Source organism: Agrobacterium sp. Ap1 (assembly GCF_017313375.1).
Classification (GTDB): domain Bacteria; phylum Pseudomonadota; class Alphaproteobacteria; order Rhizobiales; family Rhizobiaceae; genus Neorhizobium; species Neorhizobium cellulosilyticum.
Window position 1 is genome coordinate 455080 of record NZ_JAFLMY010000001.1, and the last position, 13287, is coordinate 468366.

The following is a 13287-nucleotide window of genomic DNA, read 5'->3' on the forward strand; positions in this document are numbered from 1 at the left end:
ATCCAATATCGAAATCCAATAGCCCTGCTTTCAGGCAGGGCTGAAAATGCCTCAGGCAGCAACTTCTGCGGCAGCCTCGGCATGCGATGCATTGAGGCGGCGGGCGACGATGTCGTGGTTGAGCCACTGGACCGGGCCGGTCGGCTCGGAGGATTCGGCAAAGATGAGCTTGCCGGTGGCTTCCACCACGAAGACGCTCAGCAGATCGCTGATCAGAGCCTTTCCGTCACGGTGCATCTGGGAAATCTCGTTCGACGTCGAGATGGTGAGGTCAGCCTGTTCCTGGCTGTTGGCCATCGGCCATGCCGAGAAATCGTAGAACGGACGCATTACGGCGCTGCCCTGCATGTCGGTGATCTTCTGCAGAACGTCCTTCATCGAGAACTCGTCCTTGAGAAGCTTCTCGCAGGCCTGCCACTGGCTTTCAGCCCATGCGCCGCCATTTTCCTTCTTCAGTGCGAGAAGCAGCGGGATCAGCGGAAGCTCGATACCGGTGAAGACGTCGGAAGAATTGGTGCGGATTTCGGGACAATTGTAGACGCTGGCCTTGATGCCTGCACCCCAGGCCTTTTCCGCGATGCCTTCGAGACGCATCTTGGCATAACCCTGGGTGTAGTTCGTGTAAGTCTGCCAGCGATAATCGCCGTCGATCAGCACTGCGGTGCCGTGGTAACCATAGGCCGTGTAACGAACCTGATTGCCGGCAGCCTCGACGCGCGCACGGATCGCGGCGCTTGCATCGATCAGATGCTGGAAGGTGATGGCAGAAACTTCGTCGAAATTCTGCAGGATGAGCTTGCCCAGATCGCTTTCGATCAGCGCCTGCGAAGACATGTGGCGGGCGGCCGTACCCTTGTAGATGCGGTTGGCGATGACGAGGAAGACCTTCGCCTTCGGAATGCCACCGGCCATCGTGTGGGCGAAGAACACGTTGCGGCCTTCGCCGATCATGCCGTCGAGAACGGTCATGACTTCGGAAACGGCCTTCTTGAACCGCGCGGTACCTGCATCCCGGCACTTCTGGATATAATCCCAGTCGAGCTTTTCTGTCTGCCAGTTGTCCAGGGTCAGCTTGGTCAGCAGTTCGGTCGGTGTCGGGCCGCCTTCAGGTGCATCGAGATCGAAGCCGGCCATGACCGGGATATTGATGATCTTGCCGCCCAGACGCGCTTCGGCTTCGCTAAGTTCTTCGGCGTTGAGCGGGCGAAGCGCGTTGTTCTCGTCGCGCCGTCCGACCGTCACACCGACGATCGTCATGCCGGCCCGCTTTGCTTCGTCGAGAAGGCCGGTTGCATATCCGCGACCGAACAATTCGCCGAAGAGAACGAAAACGTCGCCCTTACGAAAGACGGTGTTCTCTGCGAGGCGATTTACTGCGACTGGGTTCTTCATGCTGTCAGCTCTTTAGTCAAATTGGTCTTCGAGTCGTCACTCGGAAAGGGTGTCGACAGTCTCATGACCGGAATGGCACGGAATAGGAAGTCATATTAAGTGACTGTACATTTCAAAGCGTGAACAACGCCTAAGTTAGCGTGCGTAAAAAGGGCGATGGCTGCGACAAATCTCGCCGCAGCCACATTGACTTATCTCGGCAGCGCATAGGCGATCACGTAATCGCCCGGTGTCGTCCCGACCGACCCGTGACCACCGGCAACGATGACGACGAACTGGCGACCGTCCTCCACCGCATAGGTCATCGGTGTCGCCTGCCCGCCCGCCGGCAACCGGGCTTCCCAAAGCTGTCGGCCATTGGTCAGGTTATAGGCCCGCAGGTAATCATCCACAGCTGCACCGAGGAAAGCGACGCCGCCCTTGGTGATCATCGGCCCGCCGATCCCCGGCACGCCCACCTTGAACGTCAGGGGCAGAGGCGTCATGTCCATGACGGTGCCGTTGCGATGCTTGTAGGCGATCTCTCCGGTGCGCAGGTCGGCACCGGCAACATAACCCCATGGCGGCGCCTGGCAGGGGATTTTCAGCGGTCCGAGGAACGGCCCCATGAACACACCATAGGGTGCGCCGTCATTGCGATTCAGCCCCTGCTCCGATCCCTTTTCGTCCTGCCCCTTCGGCGGAATGTCGGCACGCGGCACCAGTTTCGAAGTAAAAGCGAGATAGGTCGGCATGCCGAACATCACCATCCGCTCGGGATCGACCGCGACCGAACCCCAGTTGAACGTTCCGAAATTACCGGGATAGACGATCGTGCCGTTGAGCGACGGCGGAGTGTACTGTCCCTCATAGTTCATCTGCTCCAGCCGGATGCGGCACACCATCTGGTCGAACATGGTGACGCCCCACATGTCCCGGCCTTCCAGCGTGCGCGGCCGGAAATTCAGCGCCGAGATCGGCTGTGTCGGCGAAGCGTGATCCTCGGGGATCGTGCCGCCCGGCGCCGGCTGCTCGGTGACAGGAATGATCGGCTCGCCGCTGCGACGGTCGAGCACATAAATATCACCCTGCTTGGTGGGGCCGACCAGCGCCGGAACGACGGTATTGTCCGGCTTGGTGATATTGATCAGCACTGGCTGGGCCGGCACGTCCATGTCCCACAAATCGTGATGCACCGTCTGGCGCACCCACTTGTCTGCACCGGTATTGATGTCCAGCGCCACGATCGATGACGAGTATTTCTCGACGTTTTCCGAACGGCCCATACCGAGCTGGTCCGGCACCTGGTTGCCGAGCGGGATGTAGACGAGACCGAGTTCCTCATCGACCGAGAAGACCGACCAGCTGTTCGGCGAATTGGTCGTATAGGTCTGACCTTCCGGCAACGGCTGGATCTGGGTCGGATTGCCCGAATCCCAGTTCCAGATCAGTTGCCCGGAATTGACGTCGAAGGCGCGGATGACGCCCGACTGCTCCTCAGTCGAATAATTGTCGTTGACCGCCCCGCCGATGATGATCTTGTTGCCAACGATCGCCGGCGGCGATGTGGAATAATAGTAGCCGGCGGGATTGTACTTCATGCCCTTTTCGAGATGCAACGTGCCGCCCTCGGCAAAGGATGCGCAGACCTCCCCGTTCTTCGCATCGAGCGCGATCAGCCGTGCATCCGCAGTCGGCAGGTAAACACGCTCTGCGCATGCCGCCCCAGCTTGCGCGGCCTGATCCCGGTAATAGCTGACGCCACGGCAGGTCTGATGCTGCCGGTCGGGATTCATCCCCGAATTGGCGTCATATTTCCAGATCTGTTTGCCGGTCGCCGCATCGAGCGCGATCGCCAGATTGTGCGGCGTGCAAAGATAAAGGGCGTTGCCGACTTTCAGCGGCGTCACCTGATAGGTGGTTTCGCCGACATCATCCGGCCGTTTCACGTCGCCGGTCTGATAACGCCAGACCTCCTGCAGTGAGCCGACATTGTCGACATTGATCTGGTCGAGCGGCGAATAACGCTGACCATAGGGCGTGCGGCCATATTGATGCCATTCGCCATCCGGCACATTGCCGCCGAGCACCGGCGCTGCCGCAACCTTTTCTTCCGGCAGATCGCCGCTCTGGCCGAGTGGATCGAAGAACATCGAGACGACAGCAATGACAACAGCAGCCGATACCGCAAGAGCAAGCGGCTTGGCGCTTGCGCCATAACGTGCGCCCGTCGGGCTGATGAAGCCGAGCGGACGGCGGATCCACGGCGTGAGCAGCCACATGCCCAACAGAATGATCACTCCGCCGCGCGGGCCGAGCTGCCACCAGTCGAAGCCGACCTCCCATATCGCCCAGACGAGCGAGGCAACGACGATCACCGCATAGACATGCAGCGCCAGAAGCTTGCGGGCAATGAGAAGCGCCGCGACGATGAGAAAGCCAAGTCCGCAGAGAAGATAATAGGCGCTTCCGCCGAGTGAAAGCAGGTAGGCCCCGCCGCCTGCAAGCGCGATCCCCATCAGCGCGATGATGATTGCCGTGATCCGAATAGCCATGAGCACCCTCGTCATGTCTCGATAAAGCGGCAGAAGGCCTTCTGTCCGCCCGCGCCCTGGACCTGACCCTTTGGTGAATATCCGAACCGGCCCCGCGCAAAAGGTAAATTAGGAGGAACAGTTGGAAAGGACAGAGGTTGGAACACTCAATGCGAGAGGATTGTACCAATCATCGCGAGCAGATCGAAACTGCCGCCTTGAAAACCTCATGGCACCCCTATGTCTTTTCTTGAAGTGAGGGAGTTTTCAGACAGCATGCCCTATGAACTTTATTATTGGGACGGCATTCAGGGACGAGGAGAATTTGTCCGTCTGGCCCTCGAGGAGGCCGGCGCCAAATATATCGACAAGTGCCGCAGCTCGACCGGCACGCAGGCGATGATGGAGTTCCTCAAGGGAAGCCACGGCCATGACCAGACGCCTTTCGCCCCACCCTTCCTGAAGGATGGCGAATTGGTCATCTCGCATGTCGCCAACATCCTCTTATATCTCGGCCCGAAGCTCGGGCTCGTTGCTGACGACGAAAAGAGCCGCCTGATCACGAACGGGCTGCAGCTGACGATCACAGATTTCATCGCAGAGGTCCATGATACGCACCATCCGATCAGCACCGGCGACTATTACGAGGATCAGAAGGCGGAAGCCAAGGCCCGCTCAATCGCCTTCATCAGGGATCGCATCCCGAAATTCCTCGGCTATTTCGAACGGATGCTTCCCACCAATCCGGCAGGCAAAGGCTTTATCGTCGGACATGGCCTCACCTATGTCGACCTGTCACTGTTTCAGGTAATGGAAGGCCTGCACTACGCATTTCCAAAGGCGATGGGGGCTGCGGAGAACGACTATCCGCACCTATCTGCTCTTCGTGACAGGGTCGCCGAACGTCCGTCCATTGCGGCCTATTTGAAATCCGAACGTCGCCTTCCCTTCAGCGAGTCCGGAATTTTCCGTCATTATCCCGAACTCGACCTGACGAGCTGATCCTATTCGATGACCGCACAGGCAAGGCGCTTGCCGGCATTGCCGGAAGGTTGGCCGGAATAATCGTCGGGTCCGGCATGGATCATCAGCGCCCTGCCCTTGATGGCACTTTCACCATCTTCCAGTGTAACACCCGTATTGAACACATGCGCCCTGAGCGTGCCGTCGGCCGGCACATACTGGTTCGGCATGTCGCCGGCATGCTGGCCGTTTGCGGCAAGATAGCCGTGTTCCTTATTTGTGGGGTTGAAATGACCGCCTGCCGATTCATGGCCGGTCGTATGATCGCAGGTCCCTGTCTGATGCACGTGGAAGGCAACCCACTGACCGGCCGGCAATCCGCTGATTTCGGCAGCGATCATTACGCCGGCCTTGGTCCCGGTAAGGTCGGCTTTGCCGATCTCCTTGCCTTCTGAGCCGACAAATCTGGCCGTTGCCTTCGAAGCATCCTGGCTCATCGCCATGCTCGGCAGGGTGATGGCGGCAGCTGCGAAAGCTGCAGTCAGCAGATATTTCATGGTTTCCTCCTGGTTTTATGCGGCGGGCCGTCAGCCCGTCTCTTCCCCCAGTTCCTGCAGGATCTGGTGGCGAGCGCGATTGAGCCGGCTCTTGACGGTACCGACCGCGCAATCGCAGATTACCGCCGTCGCTTCGTAGCTTTCTCCCAGGATCGCCACCAGCGTCAGCACTTCGCGGTAATGCGGTGGAAGCTTCTGCAACGCACGCTGCACTTCACGCGCCCGCGCCGCCATTTCCTGTGAAGCCGCGATCGGCGTGTCGCCCGACACATTCTCCTCTATGCCCGGCGCCTCGCGCCCGAGAATTTTGGATCGTGTATAGAACGTGTTACGCATGATCGTGAAAAGCCACGACTTGAGCCTGGTACCACGCTCGAACTTGTCGAGATTGGCGAGCGCCTTCATCAGGGTTTCCTGCACCAGATCATCCGCATCCGAGGGGTTGCGGCAGAAGGTGCGGGCAAATGCGCGAAGAGCCGGTATAAGCCTGACAATATCTTGACGAGCAGGGTCACCGTTCAACTGTGAGTCAGACACCGTTGCCTACCTCTCCTTACTCATCAGGGCTGAATTGACGGGTGGCAAACGCATGCATTCGCCTTTTGGTTCCGAAAACTCGGGACCTGTTTTGCCGTGGCGGAACAAAGCCCACCCGACGCCCGTTTTTATCGTCGGGACCATTCAAGCACAGGAGACGAGATCATGGGCATGAACAACGGATCACCGAACACGACATCGCGCGACGATAGCCAGAAGCGGGTCGAGAAATCCGCACGCGAGAAAGGAAATAGGCAGGATCTGGAGGAGCAACTGAACGAAGGGCTGGAAGACACCTTCCCGGCAAGCGATCCGGTTGCCACCAGCACGACGTCCATTCCGGCCGGCACGCCAAAGCCGCCGAAACATTGAGATAGGGCATGCCCCGAACGGGCGGCTGGCACCGTAGGCCGCCCATTATTTTCGTTTGTATTCATCTGTGACATTTTCGGGATTTTGGGACGACCGGTCTTGCTGTATGGAAGTCTGATATAAACTTCACATCTGGATATCGGTTGCCGGGTCTGCGTGCGGCGCCTCTGAACCTAGGGGTCGGAATGGCGAAGGAAAATGCTCAGGTCGATGAGCGCGAGGCAAGAATGGGACGCCGCGTCAATGGCAAGGTCTCAAGCCTTTTGACGGAGATCGAGAAGGAAGACATTCCCGATCGACTGCTCGACCTCGCCCGACAGCTGCAGACTGCGCTTAACGACAAGCTCGCACGATAAGCCTTTTCGGACAGACCACCTCCCCCTTTGTCCGCAACCGTACAGACACGGAACTAACGCCGTCTTCCCGCAGTTAGATCGCCGCAATGTCAATCGGACAATCGATAGGGAGAACCAAGATGGCGACGTCAAAGACGCTGGACGACCTTTTCTACGAAACCCTCAAGGACATTTATTACGCTGAGCGGCAGATCGTGAAGGCGCTGCCGAAAATGGCGCGTGGCGCTCAGGACCCTAAACTGAAGGCTGCTTTCCAGACCCACAGGGAAGAAACCGAGGGTCAGATCGAGCGGCTGAAACAGATTTTCGAAATCCTCGGCAAACGCGCCCAGGGCAAGACCTGCGATGCGATCGAAGGCATATTGTCGGAAGGCGAGGAAATTCTGGACGAATTCAAGGGCACGCCCGCTCTCGATGCCGGCCTTCTTGCCGCCGCCCAGGCGGTCGAACACTACGAGATCAGCCGATATGGCACACTTCGTGCGTGGGCTCTGCAGTTGGGCATGAAGGATGTTGCAAAGCTGCTCGATGAAACGCTGCAGGAAGAATCCAGCACTGACGAACTGCTGACCAATCTCGCCGAAGGCGCCGTCAACGCCGCAGCGAAGAAAGCCGCGTGACGAGACAAATGCTTGAAAAAGCAAAGCCCGGATCACTCCGGGCTTTGCTTGGTTCAACGATAAGCAACCGGTCCTATCCCGGTACCGGGGGGCTGCATCACGGCGGCAATGTCGATTGGCAGCATATTCCCGTTAAGGGCCTGGCATCTGAAGATACGGCCATCGCGTCTGCCACGCGTTGCGAGGTGAGTTCGGGCCGCATCAAGCGCTAATTCGTAACTGTGATAGAATGACGCGGATTGAACGCCATCGATGACATAGACCCATCCGGTCGCATGAGGCATTATATCGCAGTAGTTGTGCATGACGATCATCTCCTTCCCGATAACGGAACCGAGCAACAGCGCAAAGGTTCCAGCATTTCGGGAAGAATTCAACTGATGGATTGCAATGTCTTCACGCGACATTGCAGTTTTTAACATTTCCTCGGAACTTTTTTGCAGTGCATGAGTTTTTCGATTTGGGCAATGGAGACGATGATGGCGGCTTCTCAGGAAAACTGGATCAAGCACAGAGCGTATCAATTGTGGGAGCAGGAGGGGTATCCTTCCGGCAAGGACATGGAGCACTGGGAGCGGGCAAAGCTGGAATATGCAACGCTCAAGCCCACGGCAGGGGAGACTGACGCGCCGAAGAATGGCGCCGCGGTAAAGGCTCCGAAGGCAGCAGAAGCTAAACCGGCCAAGGCAGGCCCGGCAAAGACGACAGCCACGAAAACGACCAAGACTGCCGCCCCCAAAGCGGAAAAGAAGACGGACAAGCCTACGACGGCCGCTAAGGCCGACGCCAAAGCTAAGGTTCCGGCTGCCGCTGCTGCGGTAAAACCGGAGCAAACCAAGAAGCGTCCCAAGAAAGCGGACGCCGAATAGGCTCTAACGTCAGAGCCAATTTTAAACACCGGAATGATGCAGTAACCGGCGACCCTGTCGCCGGGCAATTCTTTTTGTATTTTTATGGGATGAGGATATGGGCTCGAAAACCGGCACGAATGCAACTCCCCGACATTCATGCAACCGGCCAAGCAACCGGTTTGTTCGCCAGAGCCTGGGACCGTTCGCCGGAACTATCCGATCTCAAATGCGAAAACCGGCACATTTTGACAAATCGCAACGCGATCACGCGATCTTGCAGGACACGAGCCGATGAGTGCTTATGTTTCGATCGACACACATAATACCCTCTATCCCCGGCGGCGAAATCGAGTAGGCTTTGATTCTGTCGCGGCCCAGGGGGAAAGTGCCAAGATGAAGATATTGTCGGTCACGTCGGAGATCTATCCGCTGATCAAGACCGGCGGACTGGCAGACGTAACCGGTTCGCTTCCCAAGGCGCTTGCACCGCTCGGGATCGAAACCACATCGCTCATTCCCGGTTATCCAAAGGTGATGAAACAGCTTGGCCAATCGACCACGCTGATGGAATTCGAAGACCTTCTTGGCGAGAAGGCAACGCTTAGACACGGCTCGGTCGAAGGTCTCGATCTTCTGGTGCTCGATGCCCCTGCCCTCTACGACCGCCCCGGCGGCCCCTATGTCGACCAATTCGGCAAGGATCACGCGGACAACTGGAAGCGGTTTGCCGTCCTTTCACTCGCCGCAGCCGAGATCGCCGCAGGCGCATTGCCCGGTTGGGTTCCCGACCTCGTCCATACCCATGACTGGCAGTCGGCAATGACTTCGGTTTACATGCGCCAGAACGGCTGCAGCACCCCGGTCGTCATCACCATTCACAACATCGCCTTTCAGGGGCAATATTCCGCCGATCTGCTACCTTGGCTTGGACTGCCGCCGGAAGCCTATTCCATCGACCAGCTGGAATATTTCGGTGATATCAGCTTCCTGAAAGGTGGGCTGCAGACGGCCGATGTGATCACCACAGTCAGCCCGACCTATGCCCGCGAAATCCTGACGCCGCGTTTCGGCATGGGCCTCAACGGCGTGCTCAACGAACGAGTGGAAGTGTTACGCGGCATCGTCAACGGCATCGATCTTGATGTCTGGGATCCGGCTACCGACGAATTCCTGCCTCAGACCTTCGACATAGCCACCCTGCGCCGCAAGCGTGACAACAGGCAGCCGCTTCTCGACCGTTTCGGCCTCGATCCTGACGACAGGGGACCGATCTTTGCCGCGATCAGCCGTATGACGTGGCAGAAGGGCATCGACATGCTGGCCGAGACGGCGGACGAGGTGATCCACAACGGCGGCAGGGTCATTATCGTTGGTGAGGGTGACCACGACATCGAACAGGCACTGCTGGAAACGGCAGCACGTTATCCCGGTCGCATGGCAGTCCATATCGGTTATGACGAACCGACCGCGCATCTCGTCCAGGGCGGCGCGGACGCGATCGTCCAGCCCTCGCGTTTCGAACCTTGCGGCCTGACCCAGCTATACGCCCTGCGTTACGGCTGCGTACCCGTCGTCTCGCGCACCGGCGGACTTTCGGAAACCATCATCGATGCCAATGACGCGGCCATGTCCGCGCGCGTGGCAACCGGCTTCCAGTTCCATCCGGTAACGACCAACGGCCTGCGGCTGGCGCTCAGGCGTGCACTCCATGCTTACGAGCAGCCAAAGATGTGGGCGCGGCTGCAGAACCAGGGCATGAAGACGAAATTCTCCTGGGAGCGCAGCGGCCAGCAATATGCCGCCGTCTACCGCAGCCTCGTCCAGAAAGCCTCGCCGAACACAGGCCTGCGACGCCTGAAATTCTGGTGAGATCGGTCCGGGCGGAAAAGCTTACCGCTTCAGAAACCAGCCCATCCACCGCAAAAGATGCGGCAGGATACCGAAATACATGGTCGGAACGATCAAGACGGTGGCGATGAACATCTTCAAAAGGAACGGGATGTCGGCGAGCCACGGGAAGAGGAAATAAACATAGAATGATGCGGTGGGAAAGATCCCCATCCAGATGACGAAGGCCATGCGCCAGCGTGCCGGCGGCTTGGGCGGAAGGGCGAGACCGGTTGCCGAAAACCAGAGATCCTCGGTATTGAAGATGCGGTATTCCGGCGGATGGTCTGAAACCTGTTTCAGCCGCTCATGCCATTCATGCGAAACATCGGACTGGCGCCATTCATCGAGATCCGACTGGGTGGCAAACACCTGGACGATATGGAATTCCTCGCCTTCGACCCGCGGCGGGATCAATGTCGAAAATCTGTAACCCTTCGACTTCGACGAAGCTTCCAGCATGCCCCGCGCAAGCTCTTCATACTGCGTTTCGCAACCGACATTGGCGCGCCGATGGACGATACGCGTCACCTGGGACATCTGGCCTGATCCTTGTTGAGAGGCCAGATCCGGGAGGGGTTACGCTCCATGGAGCGGAAAAGGGAAATGGCGCGGTAGGGTGTTCGACTGCTAGGAAAGCAGGAAGCCCTTGTCAACCGGACAAGGGCTCAACTCGTGCGCAAGGCTTCAAGGCCGCCTGAACAGGGCCAGGCTTCGACCTTCCAGCTCGAAATCCTTTTCCTTAGTGATCGTAAGCCCGCGTTTGGCGCTGTCGGATGTGGTCAGTTCCAGCACCCAGCCGCCCTCCCCGAACTGGGGGATACGGAAGGGGACGTTGCCTTCGAACGGATTGCACAAGAGAAGCACGTCGTGCCAGACGCCTTCTTCTTCCTGCAGGTCGCCGCGGCCGATATAGACCCCGAGCGTTGTTCCCTCGTCCCATTGGTCCGGCTGCTGGAAACCGCCGCCGGCATTGAACCACTTGATATCCATGCCGTCGCGCCAGTTCTCGCGGCGCAGGAGCGGCTGCTCGGCCCTGAGCTTGATTACCTGGCGGGTGAACTCGCGCAATTCCTCGCAGGTTTCCGGCAGGTCGTCCCAATGGACCCAGGAAATCTCGCTGTCCTGCGCATAACCATTGTTGTTGCCCATCTGGCTGCGGCCGAACTCGTCGCCCGCAAGCAGCATCGGCGTGCCGTGGGAGAAGAAAAGCGTGGCGAGAAAATTGCGCTTCTGCCGGTCGCGAACGGCATTGATGCCTTCCTCTTCTGTCGGGCCTTCAGCACCGTAATTATAGGACCGATTGTCGTTGTGACCGTCGTTATTGTCCTCGCCGTTGGCCTCGTTGTGTTTCTCATTATAGGAAACGAGGTCATTCAGCGTGAACCCGTCATGGGCGGTGATGAAGTTGACGCTCGCCCAGGGCCGGCGGCCGCGCTGGTCGTAGAGATCGCCCGAGCCGAGCAGGCGTGCGGCGAAATCTGTCGAGACATTGTCGCCCTTCCAGTATTCGCGCACCGTGTCGCGATATTTGTCATTCCATTCGGCCCAGCCGGGCGGAAAGCCGCCGACCTGATAACCGCCCGGGCCGATGTCCCATGGCTCGCCGATCAGCTTCAGCTTGGAGAGAACCGGATCCTGCGTCATCGCGTCGAAAAAGCCGCCGCGCTGGTCGAACCCTTCCGGCTCGCGGCCCAGAATGGTGCCGAGATCGAAGCGGAAACCATCGACATGCATGTGCTCGGCCCAGTAGCGCAGGCTGTCCATCACCATCTGCAGCACGCGCGGATGGGAGGTGTTCACCGTGTTCCCGGTGCCGGTGTCGTTGATGTAATAACGGTGGTTATCCGGCAGGGTGCGGTAATAGGAGAAGTTGTCGATACCCTTGAACGACAGAGTCGGTCCAAGCTCGTTGCCTTCCGCCGTGTGGTTGTAGACCACGTCGAGAATGACCTCGATGCCGGCATCGTGGAAGGACCGCACCATATCGCGGAACCCCTGGATACCGCGCGGACCGTAATAACGTGACGCCGGCGCGAAAAAACCGAGCGAGTTATAGCCCCAGAAGTTCTTCAGCCCCTTGTCGAGCAGGTGCTGGTCGTCGGGGAACCAGTGGACCGGCAGAAGCTCGACCGAGGTAATGCCGAGGCTCTTGATATAATCGACGGAAGCCTTGTGGCCCATACCCTCAAACGTGCCGCGCAACTCGTTGGGCAACGCCGAATTGAGCTGGGTAAAACCTTTCACATGGGTCTCGTAGACAACGGCCTTCGGCCAGGGGATATTGGGACGATTCTGGTCCTGCCAGTCGAATGCGTAAGGGTCGATCACCTTGGCCTTCGGCGTGAATGGCGCGCTATCGCGCGTATCGAAGGTGAGGTCCTTGTCCTCGTGAAGGAGATCATAGGCGAAATGCGCCTCGTTCCACTCGATATCGCCGACAAGCTCGCGAGCATATGGGTCGATCAGAAGCTTGCTCGGGTTGAAACGATGGCCGGCCTCCGGCTCGAACGGACCGTGGACGCGAAACCCGTATAGCGCACCAGGCTTCAGCCCAGGCACATAACCGTGCCAGATTTCGTGCGTATATTCCGGCAGGTCGAGCTTGGCGATTTCGATCTTTCCGCTCGGATCATAAATGCACAGCTCTACCCGTGTCGCATGGGCCGAGAAGATTGCAAAATTGACGCCCTCACCATCGAAATTGGCGCCGAGCCGTGTCCAGTCGCCGGATTCGATCGTGAACTGATTGCTCTTCATGTCCATGCAACGCCCCTTCGCGGTAAGATCGCCATCGAGAAAATCTGCCCTACAATCGTGCAGCGCGGCATTTGGTTCCGCCTTCGTTTTGCGCGGAACGAGATCGTCGCCAGGATCGTTCTCCGCTTCGCGTCCCGTCTATCTTTCACGCTGCGACAGGAGGGTAAAAATATGACATCTCTGACACCACAGGAACTCGAAGGTCGGCTCAACGCTCATCGCGAACTGATGATCGAAATGCTGTCAGCCATGATCGGTGGCGAAGTGACAATCACGACATTCCTCAAGAAACTGCGCGATGACGCGACCTTCAAGGATAACGAGGAAGATCCAGGCGTCATGCCGGACAGCGCTTTCGCGATCGAAAACGCCTCCGCCCGTGAAATTCGCGCCATACTGGAAGCCGCGCGGGCGCGGGCTTCCGCGAGCTAGATACCATGTCGGCATCGTGTTTCAGCACATTTTAATATTTGTGGCCG

The 13287-nt window shown here is 58.4% G+C and carries 14 protein-coding genes; 7 read left to right on the forward strand and 7 right to left on the reverse strand.

From position 1 onward, the window contains the following. Window positions 1–51: 51 nt before the first annotated feature. Window positions 52–1392 (reverse strand): enoyl ACP reductase FabMG family protein, encoded by a 1341-nt coding sequence (locus JZX87_RS02185; RefSeq protein WP_206823429.1) that lies wholly within the window; start codon window positions 1390–1392, stop codon window positions 52–54. Between the two features lie 191 nt (window positions 1393–1583). Further along, window positions 1584–3926, reverse strand: a complete 2343-nt coding sequence (locus tag JZX87_RS02190) for a glucose/quinate/shikimate family membrane-bound PQQ-dependent dehydrogenase (RefSeq protein WP_206823433.1) — start codon at window positions 3924–3926, stop codon at window positions 1584–1586. A 255-nt stretch (window positions 3927–4181) separates the two neighbouring features. Here JZX87_RS02190 and JZX87_RS02195 point away from each other — a divergent pair, with 255 nt between their 5' ends. Continuing rightward, window positions 4182–4907: a glutathione S-transferase gene (locus tag JZX87_RS02195; protein ID WP_206823436.1), complete on the forward strand. Its 726-nt coding sequence runs from the start codon at window positions 4182–4184 to the stop codon at window positions 4905–4907. Window positions 4908–4909: 2 nt separating this feature from the next. Here the strand turns inward: JZX87_RS02195 and JZX87_RS02200 are convergent, their stop codons facing one another. Continuing rightward, window positions 4910–5425, reverse strand: a complete 516-nt coding sequence (locus tag JZX87_RS02200; protein WP_206823438.1) for a superoxide dismutase family protein — start codon at window positions 5423–5425, stop codon at window positions 4910–4912. Window positions 5426–5455: 30 nt separating this feature from the next. Continuing rightward, window positions 5456–5962: a sigma-70 family RNA polymerase sigma factor gene (locus JZX87_RS02205; RefSeq protein WP_343062176.1), complete on the reverse strand. Its 507-nt coding sequence runs from the start codon at window positions 5960–5962 to the stop codon at window positions 5456–5458. Between the two features lie 165 nt (window positions 5963–6127). Between JZX87_RS02205 and JZX87_RS02210 the strand changes: the two genes are divergently transcribed. From JZX87_RS02210 to JZX87_RS02220, 3 genes are all read left to right on the forward strand, one after another. Continuing rightward, entirely contained in the window at window positions 6128–6334 is a 207-nt protein-coding gene (locus tag JZX87_RS02210; RefSeq protein ID WP_183820933.1) for a hypothetical protein, read from the forward strand. Between the two features lie 185 nt (window positions 6335–6519). Continuing rightward, a complete protein-coding gene (locus JZX87_RS02215) occupies window positions 6520–6690 on the forward strand; it encodes a hypothetical protein (protein WP_183685317.1) in 171 nt (56 codons plus the stop codon). Between the two features lie 119 nt (window positions 6691–6809). Beyond that, window positions 6810–7310, forward strand: a complete 501-nt coding sequence (locus tag JZX87_RS02220) for a YciE/YciF ferroxidase family protein (RefSeq protein WP_183820932.1) — start codon at window positions 6810–6812, stop codon at window positions 7308–7310. 53 nt (window positions 7311–7363) lie between these two features. On the opposite strand, the gene JZX87_RS02225 is transcribed toward JZX87_RS02220, so the two are convergent. Further along, entirely contained in the window at window positions 7364–7717 is a 354-nt protein-coding gene (locus tag JZX87_RS02225; RefSeq protein ID WP_148143096.1) for a hypothetical protein, read from the reverse strand. A gap of 72 nt (window positions 7718–7789) precedes the next feature. Between JZX87_RS02225 and JZX87_RS02230 the strand changes: the two genes are divergently transcribed. Continuing rightward, window positions 7790–8179: a DUF2934 domain-containing protein gene (locus JZX87_RS02230; RefSeq protein ID WP_183685272.1), complete on the forward strand. Its 390-nt coding sequence runs from the start codon at window positions 7790–7792 to the stop codon at window positions 8177–8179. Between the two features lie 375 nt (window positions 8180–8554). Then, a complete protein-coding gene (gene glgA / locus JZX87_RS02235) occupies window positions 8555–10030 on the forward strand; it encodes a glycogen synthase GlgA (protein ID WP_183820930.1) in 1476 nt (491 codons plus the stop codon). Window positions 10031–10051: 21 nt separating this feature from the next. Here the strand turns inward: glgA and JZX87_RS02240 are convergent, their stop codons facing one another. Both JZX87_RS02240 and glgX read right to left on the reverse strand, forming a co-directional pair. Next, window positions 10052–10588 (reverse strand): antibiotic biosynthesis monooxygenase, encoded by a 537-nt coding sequence (locus tag JZX87_RS02240; protein WP_206823448.1) that lies wholly within the window; start codon window positions 10586–10588, stop codon window positions 10052–10054. A 147-nt stretch (window positions 10589–10735) separates the two neighbouring features. Next, a complete protein-coding gene (glgX, locus tag JZX87_RS02245) occupies window positions 10736–12814 on the reverse strand; it encodes a glycogen debranching protein GlgX (RefSeq protein ID WP_206823451.1) in 2079 nt (692 codons plus the stop codon). Window positions 12815–12979: 165 nt separating this feature from the next. Here glgX and JZX87_RS02250 point away from each other — a divergent pair, with 165 nt between their 5' ends. After that, window positions 12980–13240: a hypothetical protein gene (locus JZX87_RS02250; protein ID WP_183820928.1), complete on the forward strand. Its 261-nt coding sequence runs from the start codon at window positions 12980–12982 to the stop codon at window positions 13238–13240. The last annotated feature ends 47 nt before the right edge of the window (window positions 13241–13287 follow it).

Excerpts from the sequence above, each read along its gene's own strand:
- JZX87_RS02185 (WP_206823429.1), bottom strand. The coding sequence starts at position 1,392 with ATGAAGAACCCAGTCGCAGTAAATCGCCTCGCAGAGAACACCGTCTTT.
- JZX87_RS02190 (WP_206823433.1), bottom strand. The coding sequence starts at position 3,926 with ATGGCTATTCGGATCACGGCAATCATCATCGCGCTGATGGGGATCGCG.
- JZX87_RS02195 (WP_206823436.1), top strand. The coding sequence starts at position 4,182 with ATGCCCTATGAACTTTATTATTGGGACGGCATTCAGGGACGAGGAGAA.
- JZX87_RS02200 (WP_206823438.1), bottom strand. The coding sequence starts at position 5,425 with ATGAAATATCTGCTGACTGCAGCTTTCGCAGCTGCCGCCATCACCCTG.
- JZX87_RS02210 (WP_183820933.1), top strand. The coding sequence starts at position 6,128 with ATGGGCATGAACAACGGATCACCGAACACGACATCGCGCGACGATAGC.
- JZX87_RS02215 (WP_183685317.1), top strand. The coding sequence starts at position 6,520 with ATGGCGAAGGAAAATGCTCAGGTCGATGAGCGCGAGGCAAGAATGGGA.
- JZX87_RS02220 (WP_183820932.1), top strand. The coding sequence starts at position 6,810 with ATGGCGACGTCAAAGACGCTGGACGACCTTTTCTACGAAACCCTCAAG.
- JZX87_RS02225 (WP_148143096.1), bottom strand. The coding sequence starts at position 7,717 with ATGTCGCGTGAAGACATTGCAATCCATCAGTTGAATTCTTCCCGAAAT.
- JZX87_RS02230 (WP_183685272.1), top strand. The coding sequence starts at position 7,790 with ATGGCGGCTTCTCAGGAAAACTGGATCAAGCACAGAGCGTATCAATTG.
- glgA (WP_183820930.1), top strand. The coding sequence starts at position 8,555 with ATGAAGATATTGTCGGTCACGTCGGAGATCTATCCGCTGATCAAGACC.
- JZX87_RS02240 (WP_206823448.1), bottom strand. The coding sequence starts at position 10,588 with ATGTCCCAGGTGACGCGTATCGTCCATCGGCGCGCCAATGTCGGTTGC.
- glgX (WP_206823451.1), bottom strand. The coding sequence starts at position 12,814 with ATGGACATGAAGAGCAATCAGTTCACGATCGAATCCGGCGACTGGACA.
- JZX87_RS02250 (WP_183820928.1), top strand. The coding sequence starts at position 12,980 with ATGACATCTCTGACACCACAGGAACTCGAAGGTCGGCTCAACGCTCAT.